The sequence below is a fragment of the uncultured Oscillibacter sp. genome (assembly GCF_910587525.1).
Taxonomy (GTDB): domain Bacteria; phylum Bacillota; class Clostridia; order Oscillospirales; family Oscillospiraceae; genus Oscillibacter.
Window position 1 is genome coordinate 1 of record NZ_CAJULS010000007.1, and the last position, 20488, is coordinate 20488.

Sequence of the window (20488 nt, forward strand, 5' to 3'; positions counted from 1 at the left end):
AAGTCCAGGTTGATAAAGCCGGTGTCCCGGATCAGGTCGGAGATGGACTGCACCGCCTGACGCAGCACATCATCGGCGATCTCAAAGGCGTTGGCAAAGGTCACCTTCTGGTCGGTGGCGTACTTCAGCCGCTCGTTGGGGATGATGACCAGAGAGTCCACCTTCCCCTCCAGCTCGGCGATGCCCGCCTCGGCGGCCCGCATCCGGCGGGGGCCTTCAAAGCCGAAGGGCTTGGTGACCACGCCCACGGTGAGAATATCCATCTCCTTGGCGATCTCCGCCACGATGGGCGCACCGCCGGTGCCGGTACCGCCGCCCATACCGGCAGCGATGAACACCATGTCCGTATCCTCCAGGGCCTTGGCGATCTGATTGCGGCTCTCTTCGGCGGCCTTCCGGCCGATCTCCGGGTCTGCCCCCGCGCCTTTGCCGTGGGTCAGCTTCTCACCAATCTGGATCTTGTCAGAGGCACTTGACACGTTCAGCGCCTGCTTATCCGTATTTACTGCTACAAAATCCACGCCCTTGGTCCCGGAACGGACCATGCGGTTGACCACGTTGTTGCCGCCGCCGCCAACGCCGATTACTTTGATGTTGACAACGGTATCGGAACCCGTTTCCAATCCAAATGCCATAAGTGCTGCCTCCTGCTATCATTTGTAGAAAAGGGCGAAGATGCCCGGCGCTTTCCACAATATCCAGTATCCCAATATATAATGTCTATTGTATGCCACTTTTTTGCTCCGGTCAAGTCCCCTATGTCTCTTTTCGAGGGTTTTTTCCAAAAGAAAACGGAAAAAACATCCATTTTCTCACTATAGGTCCGGCTGGAAAAAATCCTTGCTGCTCCCACGCATATCAAAGGTGCCGGTCATATTGTCCTGGATAATGCCCTCGGTGAGACTCCACTGGAGCTTTGTGAGCTTGCGGGCGTAGTCCGCACTGTAACTCAGGCGCACGGTGAAGCGCCCGGCATACTCCATGGTGATCTCCGCAGGGTTCTCCAAGTGGATGGCCTCCACCTGTTCCAGCATCTCCGCTTCCTCCAGCGCGTTCAGCAGACTGAGGAGGCTGCTCTGCTGGACGGCATACTCCGTGGCAAGCGCCGGGCCGGTGCCCACCGAGGGCGCCAGCAGCTGGCAGCCGTCGATGACCCCGTAGCCGGCGGCGGCCGCCGCCGGCACCTGCTCTACGATCTTGCCCCGGCCGGAGTTGGTGGGGCTGATAAGCCAGGCAGCGCCGTCCTGAATCACCGCCAGGGGCTTTCCGCACTCCTCCACCTGGATCTCCAGGGTGTCCGGCAGTTTTTTGCTGATGCTGCTGATTTCCTTCAGGTAGGGCAGGGTCCCTGTCATGCTGGCAGCCACCCTGCCCTTGTTCAAAAGCAGCAGGTTGGCCCCGGTCTTGATCCCGGTGGCGTCCCGCAGCTCCTGCTCGGTGTAGCGCACGCCGCCGGTGACCACAATGGTGTCCACCCTGAAAAACAGCGTCAGCGCCGTGATGAGGCAGACGCACATGGCCAAAACGGACAGCAGTTTATAGAGGAAGCCCGACCTTCCCCTCCTCCGCCGGTTGGATTTTCTGCGTCTTGCCATATCTCTCTTGAACTCCTATATCTCCAGCTCTGTGCGGACAATGTCCGCGCCCAGAGTCCTCAAATCCCGCTCAATGCACTCGTAGCCCCGGTCAATGTGGCCGATCTCATCGATGGAAGTCTCTCCCTCCGCCGCCAGAGCCGCCACGCACAGCGCCGCCCCGCCCCGCAGGTCCGTGCAGCGTACAGGTGCGCCGCGGAGCTTCTCCGCGCCGGTGACCACCGCCACCCGGCCCGCCACCCGGATATCCGCCCCCATGCGGATCAGTTCATCCACATGGCGGTATCTGTTTTCAAAGATGCTCTCCTCAAAGACCGTGGCCCCCCGGCTGCGCAGCAGCGCGGCCATCAAAACCGCCTGGGCGTCCGTGGGAAAGCCCGGATATGGCGCCGTCCGCACAGGGCGGATGCTCCCCAGCTGTCCCCGGCTGGTACAGCTCACGCCGTCCCGGTCCGCCCGAATGGCGCACCCCGCCTCCCGCAGCGCGGCGGCGACGGTAGATAGATGGCCCTCCCGGGCATTCCGTAAGTAGATTTCCCCACCGGCGGCAGCCGCAGCGCAGAGGTAGGTGGCCGCCACAATACGGTCCGGCATGATCCCGTAAGTACAGCCGTGAAGGGGCCGTTTTCCCTCCACCGTGACAGTGGAGGTACCTGCTCCGGATACAGCCGCGCCGCAGGCATTCAAAAATTCCTGCAAATCCACGATCTCCGGCTCCCGGGCGGCGTTGGAGATGGCGGTGACGCCCTCCGCCCCGCAGGCGGCCAGCATCAGGTTCTCCGTGGCTCCCACGGAGGGCAGGCTGAGAATCACCTCTCTTCCCCGCAGGCGGGGGGCTTTGCAGTACAGCACGCCGCCGCTGTCCTGAATCTCCGCCCCCAGGTCCCGCAGGCCCGCCAGGTGCAGGTCAATGGGTCTGGGGCCCAGCTCACAGCCGCCGGGGTAACTCATCTCCGCCTCTCCGCACCGGGCCAGAATGGCCCCCAGAAAGATGGCGGAGGAGCGCATCTCCCGCATCAGTATATCAGAGACGGCGCAGCTGTTCAACCCGGCAGTATCTGCCAGAAGGCTGTCCCCCTCCCAGCGGGCGTCGCAGCCCAGAGTCTTCAGAATGCGGATGGAGGCGTCCACGTCCCGCAGATGGGGACAGCTCCGCAGCTCCACCTGTCCGCCTGTCAGCAGCGTGGCCGCCAAAATGGGCAGCACGCTGTTCTTCGCTCCCTGGACGGCCACTTCTCCCCTGAGGCTGTTGCCGCCCCGCACCAAAAGCTGGCTCATACATGTTCCCCCCGTACCCAAAAATGATCTCATACAGACCATCTTATGGATATGGAGAAAAACTGGTTACTTGCAAACCTCCAGGAGCGTATCGTAAATACGCTCCGCTGCATCCCGAATTCCCAGGGCCGCCATGGCTTTTTCCATGCCGGCGCGGCGGGTCTCTCCGTGCAGGATGCCGCAGGCGGCCTGGAACAGCGCCTGACCGGAGCTGTCCTTTTCCAGCAGCACCGCCGCGCCACCCGCCTCCTCCAGGGCCCGGGCGTTCTTCTCCTGGTGATTATTGGTCACATAGGGAGACGGCACGACCAGCGCCGGAACGCCCAGAGCCGTCAGCTCGCTGATAGTAGAGGCTCCCGCCCGGCACACAACCAGGTCCGCCGCCCGCATGACGGCGGCCATATTATAGATGTACTCCCGAACGTCCAGCGCCGGGTGATCCTTCAAATCCACGCCCTTCTCTCTCAGCTGCGCCAGCAGAACGGAATATCCCGCCTCCCCCGCGCCATGGATGTGGTAGAAGGGCTCTTTTTGTGCCTCCAGGGCCAGGAAGTCCGCCATCTGGCGGTTCATACCGGCGGCCCCCAGGGACCCCCAGAAAGAGACGATCAGCGGCCTTCCACCGTCCACACCCAGCTTCCGTTTGGCCTCCTCTTTTGTCAGCTCAAAGAAGTCCCCCCGCACCGGTGTGCCGGTAACAACCACCTTTTCCGGGTGTCTATAATGCTGCCGGCAGGCCTCAAAGCCCACCAGAATCCGATCCGCGAAGGGCTCCAGCATCTCCGTAGTCAGGCCCGGCACCATGTTGGATTCGTGAACCAACGTGGGAATGCCGTCCTTGGCGGCAGCCTTTACCATGGGGTAGCTGGCATAGCCGCCGGTGCCGATCACCGCATCCGGCCGGAATTCCCGCAGAATCGCCCGGGCCTCCCGGGGCGCCCGCAGGAGGTTGCAGACGGAGATCAGATTGTGCCGGATCTCCCTGGGCCTGAAGGAGCGGTGAAAACTGGAGATATGGACGGTTCGAAAATCGTACCCTGCCTTGGGGACCAGGTCTTTTTCCAATCCCCGCTCCGCTCCCACAAACAAAAATGCCGTCTCCGGGTCCTTCCGGCGCATCAGCTGCGCCAGGGCGATGGCCGGGTTCACATGCCCCGCCGTACCGCCGCAGGTAAAGATGACCCGTTTCAGGTTTTGAGGCAAGGCAAACACCCTCTCTCATAGATACAGATACCTCCCCCTGTATTCCTGCGCCCCGCAGGCGCGAAGAAAGGAGTTCAGAAGAAGAGGTTTCAACCATTTTCGCCGCGGCGTGTACGCGGTGAAAATACCCCGGCCGCCTTGTGCGGCAGGGGGAGGCCGAGACTTCGCCCGGCACGTTTAGGCCAACCGCCCGCAGGGCGGTCCTTATGCCGGAAATGGAGCCCGCTCCCCCTCAAAAAGCAGACTCTAGCCTGCTTTCGTAGGTTTCATCTGCCGCGATACGGATAATACGATACCCATTTCCGCCAGCTGGATCATCAGCGCCGTACCGCCGTAGCTGAAAAATGGCAATGAGATGCCCGTGGTGGGCAGGAGGCCCGTCACCACGCCAATATTCAAAAATGTCTGCATGGCAATCAGGGTGGTAACGCCCACCACCAGCAGGCTTCCAAACCGGTCCCGGGCGTGGAGGGCGATCCAGTAGCCCCGGAGGATCAGCGCCGCGAAGAGCAGCATGATGATAGTGGCCCCGATGAGGCCCAGCTCCTCACAGACAATGGCAAAGATAAAGTCGTTGTGCTCCTCCGGCAGGTACAAAAACTTCTGCATACTCCTGCCAAGTCCCACGCCCCACAGGCCGCCGGAGCCGATGGAGAGCAGGCTCTGCACCAGCTGGTAGCCGTCGCCTCGGGGATCCAGCCAGGGATTCTGCCACATGGCCAGGCGGGACTGGCCGTATTTGATGACGCCGGAGAACATCAAAAACGCGATGCCGCCGGCGCCGGCCACTGCCGCCGCCACCCAGGTGAGATTGATGCCGCCCACCAGCATCAGCACCGCACCGGCGCTGAGGATCAATACCGTGCCGGACAGATGGGGTTCCAGCATCATCAGAAGGGAGAGGACCCCCAGGATCAGCAGATAGGGGGCCACACCGTACCGGGTGGTGTTCATCTTATCCTTCTTCTTGGAGATGGTGTCGGAAAAATACAGCACCACCGCCATTTTTGCCACCTCCGAGGGCTGGAACTGAAAGCTGGTATTGCGGATTCCCAGCCAGCGCGTGGCGTGGTTTCGGGTAAGGGCGATGGGATTTCCGGGAATGATAACCAGCACCAGCAGCACGATGGAGAGATACAGCAGCGGCTTTGCCGCGCCCCGAAACCGCTGGTAGTTGATCTTGCCGATAAAAAGCATGGCCGCTACACCGGCAATGGCAAAAACACCCTGCTGCCGGAAATACTTGATGGGGTCGTCGTTGTCGTAATAGGCAGAGGGGAAGCTGGCAGAGAGCAGCATCACAAGGCCGACTCCCATCAGCATCAGCACCAGCAGGCAAAAGGGCAGGTCAATGGGCCCCCGGGCCAGCTCCCGGCTCAGCTCCTCCCGCTCTTTGCGGCGACGCTTTTTCTCCTGCCGGGCCAGTGCCTCCTCCCGGCTGATGGGCCGTCTCCGCCGCCGTGTCTCAACCATAGGTCCCCTCCTCTCAATATATTTCCGCGCACAGCGGCGTCCTCAATATCGGCCCTGAATGGCCAGATACGCCAGAATGCAGCAAGCCAGCGTGACGCCGCTGAATACTGTGACAATTTTCGCCTCGCTCCAGCCGCACCGCTCCAGATGGTGGTGCACCGGAGCCATCTTGAAAAAGCGCTTGCCGTGGGTGGCCTTGAAATAGGCCACCTGGATAATGTCGGAGAGGGTCTCCGCGATATAGATAATGCCCACCGGAATCAGGATCAGCGGCATATCCATGGCGAAGGCCAGCGCCGCCACAGCGCCGCCCAGAAAGAGGCTGCCAGTATCCCCCATAAAGGTCTTGGCCGGGTGATGGTTATAGACGAAAAAGGCCGCCAGGCCGCCCGCCAGGGCAGAGGGAAACAGGGCCAGAGCCGTCAGGTGCCACAGTGCCGCCGCAGCGGTGAAGAACACCATCACCACAAAGGTCACGCTGCAGGCCAAGCCGTCAATGCCGTCGGTGAGGTTTACGGCATTGACCGCTCCCACGATGACGAAGGCGGCAAACATCAGATAGAATATCCAGTTGACGGTGATATTCACCTGGAGCCCCGGGATATACAGCCGGTTGGTCAGCATGCCCTCATAGCGCATCAGGCTGAGGAAGACCACCGCCGCCAGCAGCTGTAAAATGAACTTCTGCTTCGCAGTCAGACCTTCGTTCTGGTGCTGGCGCACCTTGCGGTAGTCGTCCACAAAGCCGATAAACCCGAAGCACAGAGCGAACAGGTAGACGTACAGATGGGCAAAGTCCCCTTGCAGCATCCGCGTCCAGCCCAGGGCAAACACCGTCACGCCCGCGCCGATGATGAACATGATGCCACCCATGGTGGGCGTGCCCGCCTTGGAGGCGTGCCAGCTGGGGCCATCGGCCCGGATCTCCTGGCCAGCTTTCAATTTCCGAAGCTCGGGGATCAGAAACTTTCCGATCACCAGGGTCAGCAAAAAGGCCGCCCCTGCGGCGATCAGCGCCTCGATCCACTCAGTCCAGATCCATACCATTTCTCGCTCCCCCTCGCCGGCCACACACACCGGCGCTTTCACTGTCAGTTTATTTTCCGGCTCCCAGATAATCCGCCACGATCTCCCGCTCATCCATATGGTGCTTGATATGGGTAACGCCCCACAAAAGCTCCGCTTTTGCGGGGACCCCGCATTTGACTCAAATCGTCCGAATTCAATTCGGCCGATTTCAAGGTTTTGCTCCGCAAAACGCTTGACGCCGGACTCCCGGCGGTGTTTATTCCCCGCCTGCCAGATAATCCGCCACGATCTCCCGCTCATCCATATGGTGCTTGATATGGTTAACCTCCTGATAGGTCTCGTGGCCCTTGCCGCACAGAACAATCACGTCGCCCTGCTCCGCATGGTCCATGGCCCAATGGATGGCCTTAATCCGGTCCACTACCACTTCGTAAGGTGTGCCATAGCCCTCCAGCCCCGGCAGAATATCTGCAATGATGGCCTCCGGGTCCTCGGTGCGGGGATTGTCGGTGGTAACCACCAGGAAATCGGCATTTTGGGCGGCGGTTCGCCCCATCTTGGGGCGCTTGGTCCTGTCCCGGTCACCGCCGCAGCCGAACACCGCTACGGTGCGCCCTTTGGCAAAGCCCCTCACCGAGGAGAGAACATTCTCCAGCCCGTCAGGGCTGTGGGCGTAGTCGATCAAAACAGTATAGTCTTTTCCCGGGGTGGGGACGACCTCCACCCGGCCCTTCACCGGCGGAACCTCCGCCAGGACCCTGGCGCTGTCCTCCAGAGAAATGCCCATGGCCAGTGCCGCTCCCAGCACATCCAAGGTGTTGTAAACCATGAAGCGGCCCGGAATATTCACCCGGATGGGGACCCGTTGTTCTCGTGTCACCGCCGTGAAGGCAACGTGGTCCGCCGCCAGGACAATGTCCTCTGCCCGCAGGTCTGCCTCCGCCGCTTCGGCGTAGGTGAAGATCTCACAGGAGGCCTCCGCCGTCAGCCGGGGCGTCCATGGGTCATCTGCGTTGACCACCCCGGTGCCGCAGTTTCGGAACAGCAGCGCCTTGGCGCCGCAATACTCCTCCATGGTGCCGTGGAAATCCAGGTGGTCCTGCGTGAGATTGGTGAACACGCCCACCTGATAGCGCACACCGTACACCCGGTCCAGGGCCAGGGCGTGGGAGGAGACCTCCATCACCACATGGGTGCAGCCCGCGTCCCGCATTTGGGCGAAGAGCCGCTGGAGCTCAAAAGACTCCGGCGTGGTGCGCTCTGTGGGAATGATCTCCTGGCCGACCATGTTCTGGTTGGTGCCGATGAGGCCCACTTTGGCCCCCGCCGCCTGCTCCAGAATGGCTTTGAGGAGATAGGTGGAGGAGGTCTTTCCGTTGGTGCCGGTAATGCCCGCCATGGTCATGTCCTCAGCGGGATGTCCGAAAAAGTTTGCTCCCACCACTGCCAGCGCCCGGCGGGAATCCGCCGTCTGGATATAGGGGACATTCCCCTCCGGCACCCTCTGGCACAGCACCGCCGCCGCGCCGGCCTCCATAGCCTTTCCGATGAAATCGTGTCCGTCCACGGCAAAGCCGGTCATGGCTACAAACAATCCGCCGGGCCTTACCGTCCGGGAGTCATAGCTGACATCCGGGATCTCCAGCTCCATGTCCGCCGTGGCGGACAGCACGGTGATCCCCTCCAAAAGTTCTTTTAACCGCATAAAACCGCGCCCCTTCCTTTGTGAATCGGCGGCAGACCCGCCGATTTCCATTATAGGCGGCAGAGATTGCAAAGTATACGGAAGAAGGTGCCAAAAGATATGCAAAAACTGTTCTCCGGTCTCCTCCGGGTCAGTCCAGCACAGAGCTGTCGCCAAACCATACCGTCACCACACTGCCGGCGGGCAGCTCCGTGCCCTCCGCCACATTCTGAGACATGGCGTGAACGTTGCCGGAGCCGGTTACCGTGGTGCCCGCCACCTTCATGATCAGTCCCGCGTTGGTCAGCATCCGGTTGGCCTCCGCGGCAGTCCTGCCGGAGACGTTTGGCACCGTGCAGGGGGCGTCAGGCTTCTCCTGTCCCAGATACAGAATAATGGACGCGTCGTTGGGTACAATGGCGCCGCCTGCCGGGGTCTGGGCTGTGACGGTCTCGCCGTCGCCCACCGTGCGGCATGCAAAGCCGGCGTTCTCCAGCTTGGCTTTGGCATCCGCCATAGTAAGTCCCACCACATTGGGCACCGGCGCATCGGCCACCAGCAGCTCCGAGGAGGAGTAGTCCGGTTCGATGCCGAGATCCGGCAGAATCTCACCCATGATCCGGCTGGCGGTGGGAGCCACCATGTTGCCGCCGGAGACAAAGACGCCGGTATTCCGGCTGGGGGTATCCATGGTGATGAGCATGATGTACTGGGGATCGTCCGCCGGAGCGAAGCACATGAAGGAGACCACCACATCGCCCTTGGGGTTGCTGTCGGTTCGGGTGCCGGTCTTGTCGGCAGTGCCGGTCTTGCCGCCGATGCGGTAGCCGGTTACCTGGCCGTTCTTGCCGGTTCCCTCCGCCACCACATACTCCAGGCACTCCCGCACCAGGGCGGAGGTCTCCTCGCTGACCACCTGCCGGACAGGTGTGGCGGCTCCGTGCTGTTCAATGATGTTGCCGTTTCCGTCCAGCACCTGGTCCACGATATAGGGCGTGTAAAGATAGCCGCCGTTGATGCAGGCCGCCTGGGCCCGGATCAGCTCCAGGGGCGTGACGTTGAAGGTCTGGCCGAAAGCGTAGGACGCCAGGGAGACCACGTTGGAGTTGAAGTTCTTCTCGTCGGCGAAGATGCCCTTGCCCTCGCCCACCGCCATATCGAACCCCGTAGGGTCCATCAGGCCGAAGGAGCGAAGATAGCTGTAATACTTCTGGGTGCCCATCTTTAATCCGATGGAGATGAAGGCGGGGTTGCAGGAGTTGCCAACGGCCACCTTCAGGCTCTGGGTGCCATGTCCGCTCTTCTTGGAGCAGTTAAAGGCCTTATCCCACCCCTGAACCATGACGGAGCCGGAACAGCTGAAAGAGGAATTCATGTTCACCACGCCCTCCTCCAACGCCGCCGCCAGGGTGATGGGCTTGAAGGTGGAGCCGGGCTCATAGGTATCGGACACGCAGCGGTTGCGCCACTGAAGACCCTGGGCCTTGCTCCAAGTATTGCTGATGGCCGTACTGTAATCCTCTTCTGCCTCGTAGGTGTCCTTTTTCTTCTCCAGCTCCTCCAGCTCTTTCTCTACAGATGCCAGGAGCTTTTCATCCTGGATAGCGCTGTAATTGCCGGGGTCAAAGGTGGGATAGGAGGCCATGGCGATGATGGCACCGGTATTCGCCTCCATGACGATGCCGGTGCCGCCGTTTTTGGCGTCGAAGGTCTCCAGCATGCTCTCCATGTTCTTCTCCAGGGAGGCCTGGACCCGGGTGTCCAGGGTCAGCATCATGTCATAGCCGTTCTCCGGGTCGATGATATTCTCGTAGTGGAAGGGCAGGTCCGTGTTGCGGGCGTTTTTTGCGGCCACAGTGTAGCCGCTGGTGCCCTCCAGCACGTCGTTGAACTTGGACTCCAGGCCGTAGGCCCCCTGGTTCTCGCCGTTGACAAAGCCCACCACGTTGGCCGCAAGGGTGCCGTAGGGATAGTACCGCCGGGAATCCAGCTCCAGGAAGATCCCCTGGAGGGCCGTGGGGGCCTTGGTTGGGTTGGACAGCAGGCGGGTCTTTCCCTCTTCGTTGACAAAGGTGAGCTCCCGTCCCTCGTCGTCGATCTCACCGTTGATGAAGCGGCGCACCTCGTCCGCCACGTCCTGCTCCACCCGTTTGCTGACGACCTGGTACTTCGTCTTGGTTTTGGAGGCCATTTGGAGAATATCCTCCTCCGGCACGCCCAGGATCCGGCTCAGCCCCCGGGCCACATAGGCCTCATCCAGAACCACCGCCGGGACATAGGTCTTGCCGGACTTGATTGCCTGCTCCTGGGCCTCTTCATTGGCCTTCTCCTGTTTTTGGACATAGGCTGCCAGCTCCAGGGGAGAAATGCACACGTTCTCCGCCGTGGCCGAGGTTGCCAAGGGATGATAATTCCGGTCATAGATCGTCCCCCGGGAAGCGGTCACCACGCTCTCCCGGGTCTGCTGCACGGCCGCCTGGGCCTGCAGCTCGTCATGCCGCCGGATCTGCAGGTCATACAGCTTCCAGAAGAGCATGACAAAGGTGCACACGCCCAGCAGCAGCATGATGATCACCGTCCTGCTGCGAACCACCTGATTGGCCCTGCGGGCCGCTTCGCTTTTTCTCGGGGAATTACCTGCCATGGGTCCTCTCTTTCTCACGCCGTCCGGCGCAGCATACCGAATTGAGGGAGTAAGAAGACCTCTTCTCACTCCCCGCAAAACCATCCGCCGGCAAGAGGCAATCCGGTTTTGGAGGCTGGAAAGCCGCCGGCAGGCGTATTGCCCTTTGTCAACCGATGGTTCTCTTCAAAGCATTATAGTGCGACGCTCAATCGAAATATTCCACCACTGTGTAGACCCCGTGGTGGAGGGAATCCTTCAGCCTGTCCAACAGGCCCGTCTCCTCCTGCCGGTAAACCACGGCGGCATCTCCGCCGGAGCTGTCCACATAGTAAACCTGACTGGCGCCGGGCTTCGTCATGCCAGCTGCCTCCGCCGCCGCCTTCACGGTGGCCAGGTCGTATATCTGCTCATACTGGGTGGTGAGGATTACGTTTTCCTTCTCCAGCGCCTTCAATTCGCTCCGCAGCTCCACCATATCGGAGGAGAGGACCGTCAACTGGATATAGCTCAGCAGCAGAAGCACAGCCAGCACCGCGGCCGCCACCGCACCCACCACGGCCAGCGGGGCCACATGCTGAGCCTCCCGCAGCTGGACCTTGGGAAGACTCCGTATTTTGGGTTTTTCCTGGACCGCCTCCCGGCGCCGGGGGGGCTCTCCGGCGTGGCGCAGCTCCCGCTCCCGAACCTCAAAGTCCAGGCTGCGGGCCAGATTGCCGTCCACGGATACAGACCTGCCATTGCGGTAACGCAAATTCTTCGCCGCCGAAGCCAAAGAAGACTCCCCCTTTCTCTAAAATGTGCGGAACAGCCTGTCCCGCTAAATATCAAATGCTTCACACTTCTCCGCCGCCCGCAGCTTGGCGCTCCTGGCCCGGGGATTTTCGCTAAGTTCCTCCGTTCCAGGCACAATAGGCCTGCGGGTCACGAGGCGGAGCATTGGTTTTTTGCCGCAGACACACACCGGGAATTCCGGCGGGCAGGTGCAGCCCCGGGCCATATCCCGCATGGTCCGCTTGACGATCCGGTCCTCCAGAGAGTGGAAGGTGATCACCGCCAGCCGTCCGCCGGGGTTCAGGCTCTCCACCGCCGCCTTCAGCATAGGCGGCAGCACATCCAGCTCGCCGTTGACGGCAATGCGGACAGCCTGGAAAGTCCGCTTGGCGGGGTGCTGCTTTTCCCGCAGCGCCGCCGGGGGCATGGCGCCCCGGATAATGTCCGCCAGTTCCAGCGTGGTCTCCACCGGTTTTTCCTCCCTGGCCCGGACGATGGCCCGGGCAATGGCAGGGGCGTACCGCTCCTCGCCGTACTCATACAGAATACGCCGCAGCTCCTCCGGGCTCCAAGTATTGACTACCTCCCGGGCCGTCAGGGCCGCAGCCGCGTCCATCCGCATGTCCAACGGGGCGTCCTGCATGTAGGAAAAGCCCCGGGAGGCGTCGTCCAGCTGGGGCGAAGACACACCCAGATCAAACAGGGCCCCATCCACACCGGAGACTCCCGCCTGCCGCAGGATGTCCGCAAGACCGGAGAAATTGCCGTGGACCAGCGTCACCCGGTCCCGCCAGGGGGCCAGACGCTCCTCCGCCGCCTCAATGGCGGCCATGTCCTGGTCGATGCAGATCAGCCTGCCGACGGTGAGCCGCCGGGCGATCTCCCGGGAGTGCCCGGCCCGGCCCAGAGTCCCGTCCACATACACCCCGCCGGGGCGGATGTTCAGCACTTCCATACACTCGTCCAGAAGGACGGGCTTGTGAACGTATTCCATAGGCGCTTACCCGCGGCTGCGGCGGGCGCGGGCCAGGGCATCCATGGCAGCGGCCATATCGTCGCTCTCCAGCATCTTCCGCTCCCGCTCGGCCCATGTCTGCTCGTCCCAAATCTCGGCGAAGGAGTTCAGGCCCACGATGGTGGCTGTCTTTTTCAGCCCCGCGTGATTCCGCAGGCTGGCGGGGATCAGTACCCGCCCCTGCGCGTCCGGCTCGCACTGGACGGCGTTGGCGTACAGCAGGGTCAGCGCCCGCATCTCGCTGTAGCTCAAATCGTCCATTTCCTCAGACATCTGCTCCCACTTGGCCTGGGGATAGATGGTCAGGCAGTGCTCCGCGCCAATGGTGATATAAAAGGTATCGCCCAGGGCCTCCCGCATGGCGGAGGGAATTACCAGACGGCCTTTGGAGTCAATACTGTTGTTGGATTTACCCAGCAGTCTTGCCATGGAAGGCCGCCCCCTTTCTCCCCTCTTTTTGGGATTTCATGGGCTTTGATGGCACTTAACACCTCAAATTACCCACTTTTCCCCACCAATGTTTTTAGTATACGCAAAAGGATTGGAAATTGCAAGGATTTTTTTCCGCCGGAAATTGGTAAAAATCTCATAAATTCTCCCATTTTCTGTCCAAAACCCCGTTTTTCAAACGTGCGTTCGATAATAGTTGAGTCGGTTGACGTAAAACAAAAGGCACCCGTAAACACAAAATCTTGTGTTTACGGGTGCCGCTCTGTATCTCGAGACCCAGATATAGTTTTCCTAAAAATTTTTCGCCGGTTTTCCCGTCATTTTCCACAAATTTTTACAGCGGTTTGCCGCAGCGCACCGGCGGAGGTGGGGATTATGGTCAACTCAGCCGGCAGGGCCCTCCGGATCGCTCTTGCCCGCCAGCTTGTCCCGCTGCTCCTGCATAGCGGCGGCAGAGGCAGTGCGGAATCGAACCCGGGACTGCTTCACCTCGTCCAGCGCGGCCTGGACGGCCTCCTCCGTACGGGCCAGGGCGTCTTCGGCGTACTCGTTGGCCACCTGATAGAGCTGGCGGGAGCGCTCCTCCGCCCGGCCCACGATCTGGCGGGCCTTCTCCTTGGCGGCGTAAATGACCTCGCTCTCGGAGACCTTGGTCTTGGCGTCCAGCTCCGCCTGGCGCATCATGCGCTCCACGTCCCGCTTGGCCTCCTCCACAAACTTGTCCCGGGCAGCCAGCAGCTCCTGAGCCCGCTTGATCTCCACCGGCAGCTGGGCCCGCAGCTCCTCCAGCAGGTCCAGGATCTCGTCCCGGTCCACCAGGCTCATATTGGGCTTCAGCGCCGGAGACTTGGCGTCCTCGATCCGTTCAAACAGCATGTCGATCAGACGGTTAATATCATTGGCCATAGGTCCCTATCCTTTCTGACTTTCCATCATCTCCAGCACCATGGGCACAATGGATGCGGGCAGGTATTTTTCCAGCGGCTGGCGGTACCGGATCATCTCCCGGGCCATGGAGGAGCTGAAGTGCTGGTACGCCTGGCCGGCGGGCAGCAGCATGGTCTCCAGCTCCGGGTGAATTCCCCTGTTGATCAAGGCCATTTGGTACTCCGCGTCAAAGTCCGTCACGTTCCGCACGCCCCGGACGATGACATTCGCCCCGTGGGCCGCGGCAAAGTCCGCCAGCAGGCCGGGCCACAGCTCCGCCTCCACATTGGAAAATTCCGCCACAGCGGAGCGCACCAGTTGAAGTTTCTGCTCCGGCGTAAACATCTGGCTGCGCTTCTCCGCGTTGGGGCTGACGCAGACCACCACACGGTCAAAACAGGCGGCGGCCCTTTGGATCACGTCCAGATGGCCCAGCGTGATGGGGTCAAAGCTGCCTGAGCAAACGGCTGTTCTCATGGGAGTTGTTCCTCGTTCTCTTCGTTTCTGCTCCGGCGGAAGACAGTCAGTCCGATCTTCCCGTAGCGGTAGGTCCGGTGGACACGGCAGAGCGCCCCGGGAGGCGCCAGCACCCTGTCCGCCGGGTGTTCCGCCACAATTATACCATGCTGATTCAAAATGTCAAATGCCGCGAGCATCTCCAGGGCGGGCTCCAGCAGCCCTGCCTGATAGGGCGGGTCCAGAAAGACCAGGTCGAATTTCTCCCGTGCCGTCCGCAGGTACTCCAGAGAGTCCCCCCGCACCACCCTGGCCCGGTCCCGGAGGCCGGTGAGGGTCAAGTTCTCCCGAACCAGCTGCGCCGCATCCTCCCGACGGTCTACGAAGACGGCAAAGGCCGCTCCCCGGCTGAGGCATTCAATGCCCAGCTGGCCTGTGCCGGCGAAAAGATCCAGCACCCGCCGCCCCTCAATGTCGCACTGGAGAGCACTGAACAGTCCCTCTTTCACCCGGTCGGTGGTGGGGCGGGTCTCCATCCCCTCCAGTTCCTTCAAACGGCGGCCCCTGGCAGAGCCGGTAATGACGCGCACGGCGCTCCCTCCTCTGTCCTCCCGCCGTCTCCTGGCGGTTTTTTCCTATTCTACGGCAAATCCCACCGGTTTTCAATAGATTTTTACGTCCCGGACCCCCTTTTTTGGGACTTGTACTTTCCGGAGGAATCGTATATAATAGAATTCTCTTAATATGGCTGTCACAGGGGCGGTTTTTCCTCCCCTGTCAATATCAGGAAAGAAAGGACGTTCTCATGATTCAATTCAAATCTGATCAGGGTGAGATCTCCATCAGCAGCGCCGTATTCTCCAACATCACCGGCATGGCCGCCACCAACTGCTTTGGCGTCAAGGGCATGGCCTTCCGCTCCATGACCGACGGCCTGGTCCACCTGCTGCGGCGGGAGGCCATGAGCAAAGGCGTCAGCATCACCTATCACGACGACAACTCCATCTCCATCGAGCTCCATATCATCGTGGAAAACGGGGTCAACCTGCCCGCGGTGTGCCGCTCCATTATGAACGAGGTGCGCTATGTTGTGACGAAAAACACCGGCGTACCCGTCAAGGCTGTGGACGTGTGCGTGGATTCCATGACCTTGTGAGGGAGGAACGAATCGAATGAACGAACAGATTACCGGAGCCCTCTTCAAGCAGATGGTGCTCCACGGCGCCGCCGCCATCACCGCCCAGAAGCAGGCCATCAACGACCTGAACGTCTTCCCCGTGCCCGACGGGGACACCGGCACCAACATGAGCATGACCATCGGCACCGCTGTCACCGAACTGCGGAAGGCCGCTCCTGCCACGCTGACCCGGGCCGCCGACCTCACCGCCTCCGCGCTGCTGCGGGGCGCCCGGGGCAACTCCGGCGTCATCCTCTCATTGCTGTTCCGGGGGATGAGCAAGGGCCTCAAGGGCCTGGAGACCGCCGACGCCGCCGCCTTTGCCGCCGCCATGCAGCAGGGCGTCTCCTCCGCCTACAAGGCGGTGATGAAGCCCGCCGAGGGCACGGTGCTCACCGTCTCCCGCCTTGCCGCCAAGCGGGCGGTGGAGGCCGCCGCGGAGGAGCGGGACATCGAGAAGGTGCTGGAGGAGGCCATCCGGGAGGGATATGAGACCCTGGCCCAGACTACCGACATGAACCCCGTGCTGAAAAAGGCCGGCGTGGTGGATGCCGGCGGCAAGGGATACCTGCTGATTCTGGAGGGGATGCTGGCGGAAATGCGGGGCGAGCCCATGCCGGAGGCCTCGGAGGACGCTCCCCAGGAGAAGGCGGACTTTGCCGCCCTCTCCGACGAGGACATCACCTTCACCTTTGACACCGTGTTCATCGTCCGCAAGACGGTGGAGCGGTCCCTGGACCCCCTGCGGACATATCTCGACAGCATCGGCGACAGCCTGGTCATCGGCGAGGACGACGACGCTTTCAAGGTCCACGTCCACACGGACATCCCCGGTGCCGCTCTGACAGAGGCCCAGAAGTACGGCACACTGGAGCTTGCCAAAATCGAGAACATGCGTACCCAGGCGGAGGACCTGGCCGCCGGCCGCCATGTCCAGAGCACCGACGACCTGGACGCCGTGGAGCAGGCTCTTGAATCCGGCGCCGCCCCCGCCGGCGGCCATGCGGTGGCCCCACCAGAGAAAAAGTACGGCTTCCTGGCGGTGTGCGCCGGGGCGGGCCTGGAGGCAGTCTTCAAGGACCTGGGGGTTGACGGCGTGGTGTCCGGCGGGCAGACCATGAATCCCTCCACCGAGGCCATTCTGGAGGGCGTGGACGCCGTCCCCGCCGAGACGGTGTTCGTCCTGCCCAATAACGGCAACATCATCATGGCCGCCCAGCAGTGCGCCGCCCTGACGGAGAAAAACGTGGTGGTCATCCCCACCAAAACTGTGCCCCAGGGCATCACTGCCATGATGAACGTGGACTTCGAGTCTCCGGCGGCGGAGGACATCACCGCCGCCATGACCGAGAGCCTGCCCACTGTCACCACGGCCCAGATCACCTATGCTGCCCGGGACTCCGATTTTGACGGCTTTGACATCAAGGAGGGAGACTACCTGGCTTTGGCGGAGGGCAGGCTCTTTGGCACAGACGGGTCCCTCCCCGCTCTGCTGGAGCGGCTGGCGGGCTCCGCCGCGGAAAAAGGCTCCTCCTTCATCTCCCTGTACTTCGGCGAGGACGTGTCCCAGGAGGATGCGGAGGCTGCCGGGAAGCTTTTTGAGGAGACCTGCCCCGACGCCGAGGTGGCCGTCCTCTCCGGCGGACAGCCTGTGTATTACTATATCATCTCCATGGAGTGAGCGAACCATGTAAAAAGCGGTATGGCCCAGGCCATACCGCTTCTTTTTGTCATTCAATCTCCCCCGGAGGCAGGGTCCGCCTCTCCCAGCCCCGTTGGTCCTTTGGGATGGTCAGGCACATGACCGCCCCCGCAATGCCCGCCGCCAGGAAGATGGGACCGGCCATGAAGCCCGGGGTTATGAAGCCCCCCGCCATTGCCAAAAAGAAGGTGTACGCGCCGCCGTACAGCAGCTGGAAAAACGTGCCCAGCAGGACCCCCCAGTGACTGCGGCTCCGCCGGGACACCAGCAGAACCAGCGCCGCCGCAGCCAGCAGGGGCAGGCCGAAAAAATCCAGGGCGAATATGATTATGGCCCCCAGGAGCATGGCATCCGACAGCTCGAAAAAGCAATAGACGTAATATCCCACTATGGCTGCAAACCCTGCCAGCGTCACGGCGATATCAATCCGAAGAAACCACTTCCAGGTCTTCTCCATGGCCTTTTACAGCGCCGCCATCTCCACGGACACGCTCTCCTCGCAGGACCGCATCGCCAAAATGGTCTTCTCCATCAGTTCCTCCAGGGTCCAGCCCAGCCGCTCCGCGCCCTCCTTGATGACATCCCGGGAACAGCCGGCGGCAAACTTCTTGTCCTTGAACTTCTTCTTGAGGGAGCTGACCTCCATGTCCTGGCAGCTCCTGCTGGGGCGCATCCGGGCCGCCGCGCCGATGAGGCCCGTCAGCTCATCCGCCGCGAAGAGGACCTTCTCCATCTCCTCAGCAGGCTCCACATCGGAGCACAATCCGTAGCCGTGGCTGCACACGGCGTGGACCAGCTCCTCACCGCAGCCGATCTCCGCCAGCAGCTCCGGAGCTTTCTTGCAGTGCTCCTCCGGCCACTTCTCAAAGTCCACATCGTGGAGAAGGCCCGCCGCGGCCCAAAAGTCCGCTTCCCCGCCATAGCCCAGCTCGTTCGCGTACCACCGCATGACGCCCTCCACCGTCAGTGCGTGCTGGATATGGAAAGGCTCTGAGTTGTACTTTTTCAGCAGTGCCAGGGCTGCCGCCCGGCCGGGACAGGTTTTCATCGTAATCGCTCCTTTATTGTCAGTCTTAATATTGAACAGTATAGACGGTTACAGCTGGATTTTCAACCCTTTCGCAGGCAAGCAGGGATCACAGCAAAACACCGCCCCCTGAGATCTTCTCCAAAAATGCCTCCAGGGAAGCGGCGGCCGCTTCGCAGCTCTCAAACTCCGGCTCACTGCCGGACACCACCGCGCCGTCCGCCGCAGAGATGGCATAGTAGGAATAATGCCCTTCTGCCACTGACATGATAATGGGAAGATGCGCGTCCCAAAAGCACCGGATCTCCGCCTCCCAGGCCGGGTCTCCAGCCGCGCTCTCCAAGCTGAGCAGCTCCCATTCGTTCCACCGGAACGCCGTCCCGCCCTGTCCGGCATAATCCTCCGCACACAGGAGCCATGTTGTCTCATCGCCGCTGACAGCGGATTTCACACCGTCAATCCACGCAAACCACTGTTCGGCAGCAGGATACCGTTTCCGCAGTGTCCCCGGAACACCGGAGGCCGGTCCCCCGTATCGCTCGATCTTCCACCCTCTGCTTTGTAAACAGTCAAAAAAACGCTCATTCATTGGACCTCTCCTCTCAGGGCTCCCACGGAAAAAGGTGAAATCAGCGGAGCGGCGCCGGAACTGCCCGCAGGACGGGGCCGGTTTATTCCGCCGCGGGGTCCGGATCTCCGTCCAGGGTGGCGAAATAGTCATAATACGGCAGCAGAAACTCCCAACCCGTTTTCAGACGCGCCACGATTTCCCGGCTGAACAGCTCCTCCGTCAGCTTGTCCTGGTGGATGATGGTGAAGGACTTGGCCTGAAACCAGGGCTCCAGCACCACCGACGGCGCGGCGCACCTGGGCCGCTTGTAGTCCTGCGTCTCCAGGGTGAACTCCGCCTGCCCCGCAAGCTTCCGTGTCAGCTGCTCCATGGTCTTGGGGTCCCGGGTGACACGGGCGCGGAGCTTGGCCATGGTGGCCGGCTTGGGCATCCAGTAGCCCATGCCGTAGCTCCAGCCCTCCGGCATCAGTTCAAACCAGAAGGTGGGACGGGCGGTCCACTGCTCCCCCGCCTGCTCCACAGAAAGCCACAGGCTCTCCTTATAGGGCCCCCGGCCATGGAGCCGCCGGGCGTCCCGGTAAATGCGGGTCACCTTGCGGATCAATCCGCAGTCCGGACGCTTTTCCAGCATGAAGCCGTACAGCTCGTCCGCCAGGCCGCACATAGGGCGGTAAAAATGGGTCAGGTAGACCTCCTTGTGGGCCTCAAACCATGTCCGCTCGTTGTTGAAGCGGATGCCCCACATGAAGTCCACAGTCTCGTCTGTAAATCCGGTAAACATAGTTTTATCTCCCCTGTACTGCTCGGTTTTCCTGCCGATTATAGCAAAAAAGAGGAGCGGGGTCAATGACCCCGCTCCCTTTTTTACCCCTGGATGGCCCGCTCCAGCATGGTCATCAGCTCCCCGGCGTGACGGTACTCGTCGGCACTGAGCTCGTTTAAGAGCTTACTGAGGCACGGGTCTGTGGTGCCGTCCGCGGAGCGGGCGTAGTTCAGCCCGTTGCAGGCCTCCATATGATACCGCTCCCGCAGGGCCGGACACCAGCGCCCGATACTGATGGTACCGCTGGCGATGGCCGGCCGGTAGCACTGTCCGGTGATGAGGTAGTGGGCCGCCATGAGACGCCGGGCGTGGGCGCCCTCGTCGGCGGCAATGTCCCGCAGCCGCTGCCGGGCCCAGGAGGGGGCCTGGCGGCTCATGGCCAGGAAGTACCGCCGGTCCGCCAGCTCCTCCTCGATAAACCCAGTAAGTACCTCCAGCATCTCTGCCGCCGCGCTGCCCATGCAGCAGGGGTCCTGGGCGGCCCCGGGCAGCTGGCTCTCCTGCCGGGCCAAAGCCGCGGCAGGCGCCGGCTCTGTCTGGGACTGGCGGGCGGGCACGGCCGCCGCATTCATGCCGGGATAGGGCTCCAGATCCGGGGCCACCCGCTGCCACACCCGGTCATACCGCCGGAAGTCATACACCTCAGGACTATGTAGATTCTGCGCCATAAAAGCCACTCCT

At 61.7% G+C, this 20488-nt stretch carries 21 protein-coding genes; 2 read left to right on the forward strand and 19 right to left on the reverse strand.

Features of this window, described 5'->3' with window-relative positions:
* The 14 genes from QZ326_RS01580 to rsmD form a co-directional block, all read right to left on the reverse strand.
* Positions 1–635: cell division protein FtsZ (locus QZ326_RS01580; protein WP_295740531.1), on the reverse strand; the 635-nt coding region annotated here is incomplete at its 3' end.
* A 180-nt stretch (positions 636–815) separates the two neighbouring features.
* Positions 816–1595 carry a cell division protein FtsQ/DivIB gene (locus QZ326_RS01585; RefSeq protein WP_295740532.1) on the reverse strand — a complete coding sequence of 260 codons (780 nt, stop codon included), beginning with the start codon at positions 1593–1595 and terminating at the stop codon, positions 816–818.
* 15 nt (positions 1596–1610) lie between these two features.
* Positions 1611–2873 (reverse strand): UDP-N-acetylglucosamine 1-carboxyvinyltransferase, encoded by a 1263-nt coding sequence (gene murA, locus QZ326_RS01590; protein ID WP_295740534.1) that lies wholly within the window; start codon positions 2871–2873, stop codon positions 1611–1613.
* 66 nt (positions 2874–2939) lie between these two features.
* Positions 2940–4076, reverse strand: a complete 1137-nt coding sequence (murG, locus tag QZ326_RS01595) for an undecaprenyldiphospho-muramoylpentapeptide beta-N-acetylglucosaminyltransferase (RefSeq protein ID WP_295740536.1) — start codon at positions 4074–4076, stop codon at positions 2940–2942.
* Between the two features lie 246 nt (positions 4077–4322).
* Positions 4323–5549: a putative lipid II flippase FtsW gene (ftsW, locus tag QZ326_RS01600; protein ID WP_295740538.1), complete on the reverse strand. Its 1227-nt coding sequence runs from the start codon at positions 5547–5549 to the stop codon at positions 4323–4325.
* Positions 5550–5591: 42 nt separating this feature from the next.
* On the reverse strand, positions 5592–6596 hold the full coding sequence (gene mraY, locus QZ326_RS01605; protein WP_295740540.1) for a phospho-N-acetylmuramoyl-pentapeptide-transferase: 1005 nt from the start codon (positions 6594–6596) through the stop codon (positions 5592–5594).
* Between the two features lie 238 nt (positions 6597–6834).
* A complete protein-coding gene (locus QZ326_RS01610; protein WP_295740542.1) occupies positions 6835–8283 on the reverse strand; it encodes a UDP-N-acetylmuramoyl-L-alanyl-D-glutamate--2,6-diaminopimelate ligase in 1449 nt (482 codons plus the stop codon).
* Positions 8284–8413: 130 nt separating this feature from the next.
* The gene (locus tag QZ326_RS01615) at positions 8414–10906 is read right to left on the reverse strand and encodes a penicillin-binding transpeptidase domain-containing protein (RefSeq protein WP_295740544.1); all 2493 of its coding nucleotides are present in this window, start codon (positions 10904–10906) and stop codon (positions 8414–8416) included.
* Between the two features lie 187 nt (positions 10907–11093).
* Positions 11094–11639, reverse strand: a complete 546-nt coding sequence (locus tag QZ326_RS01620) for a hypothetical protein (protein ID WP_295740546.1) — start codon at positions 11637–11639, stop codon at positions 11094–11096.
* A 66-nt stretch (positions 11640–11705) separates the two neighbouring features.
* Positions 11706–12653: a 16S rRNA (cytosine(1402)-N(4))-methyltransferase RsmH gene (gene rsmH / locus QZ326_RS01625; RefSeq protein ID WP_295740548.1), complete on the reverse strand. Its 948-nt coding sequence runs from the start codon at positions 12651–12653 to the stop codon at positions 11706–11708.
* A 6-nt stretch (positions 12654–12659) separates the two neighbouring features.
* A complete protein-coding gene (gene mraZ / locus QZ326_RS01630) occupies positions 12660–13103 on the reverse strand; it encodes a division/cell wall cluster transcriptional repressor MraZ (RefSeq protein WP_295740550.1) in 444 nt (147 codons plus the stop codon).
* A 405-nt stretch (positions 13104–13508) separates the two neighbouring features.
* Positions 13509–14030: a hypothetical protein gene (locus QZ326_RS01635; RefSeq protein WP_295740552.1), complete on the reverse strand. Its 522-nt coding sequence runs from the start codon at positions 14028–14030 to the stop codon at positions 13509–13511.
* Between the two features lie 6 nt (positions 14031–14036).
* Positions 14037–14528 carry a pantetheine-phosphate adenylyltransferase gene (gene coaD, locus QZ326_RS01640; protein WP_295740554.1) on the reverse strand — a complete coding sequence of 164 codons (492 nt, stop codon included), beginning with the start codon at positions 14526–14528 and terminating at the stop codon, positions 14037–14039.
* Complete coding sequence (rsmD, locus tag QZ326_RS01645; RefSeq protein ID WP_295740555.1) at positions 14525–15097, reverse strand: 16S rRNA (guanine(966)-N(2))-methyltransferase RsmD; 573 nt, start codon at positions 15095–15097, stop codon at positions 14525–14527. The genes coaD and rsmD overlap by 4 nt, the downstream gene beginning before the upstream one ends.
* Before the next feature lie 215 nt (positions 15098–15312).
* On the opposite strand from rsmD, the gene QZ326_RS01650 reads away from it, so the two are divergent.
* A complete protein-coding gene (locus QZ326_RS01650) occupies positions 15313–15663 on the forward strand; it encodes an Asp23/Gls24 family envelope stress response protein (protein ID WP_016322875.1) in 351 nt (116 codons plus the stop codon).
* Positions 15664–15679: 16 nt separating this feature from the next.
* Positions 15680–17365 carry a DAK2 domain-containing protein gene (locus QZ326_RS01655; protein WP_295740559.1) on the forward strand — a complete coding sequence of 562 codons (1686 nt, stop codon included), beginning with the start codon at positions 15680–15682 and terminating at the stop codon, positions 17363–17365.
* Positions 17366–17414: 49 nt separating this feature from the next.
* Here QZ326_RS01655 and QZ326_RS01660 read toward each other — a convergent pair whose 3' ends face one another.
* From QZ326_RS01660 to QZ326_RS01680, 5 genes are all read right to left on the reverse strand, one after another.
* Positions 17415–17843: a hypothetical protein gene (locus QZ326_RS01660; RefSeq protein ID WP_295740561.1), complete on the reverse strand. Its 429-nt coding sequence runs from the start codon at positions 17841–17843 to the stop codon at positions 17415–17417.
* A 6-nt stretch (positions 17844–17849) separates the two neighbouring features.
* Complete coding sequence (locus QZ326_RS01665) at positions 17850–18434, reverse strand: hydrolase (protein ID WP_295740563.1); 585 nt, start codon at positions 18432–18434, stop codon at positions 17850–17852.
* An 88-nt stretch (positions 18435–18522) separates the two neighbouring features.
* On the reverse strand, positions 18523–19002 hold the full coding sequence (locus QZ326_RS01670; RefSeq protein ID WP_295740565.1) for a hypothetical protein: 480 nt from the start codon (positions 19000–19002) through the stop codon (positions 18523–18525).
* 82 nt (positions 19003–19084) lie between these two features.
* Complete coding sequence (locus QZ326_RS01675) at positions 19085–19765, reverse strand: DUF2461 domain-containing protein (protein ID WP_295740567.1); 681 nt, start codon at positions 19763–19765, stop codon at positions 19085–19087.
* An 83-nt stretch (positions 19766–19848) separates the two neighbouring features.
* Entirely contained in the window at positions 19849–20475 is a 627-nt protein-coding gene (locus tag QZ326_RS01680; protein ID WP_295740569.1) for a ferritin-like domain-containing protein, read from the reverse strand.
* Positions 20476–20488 lie beyond the last annotated feature (13 nt).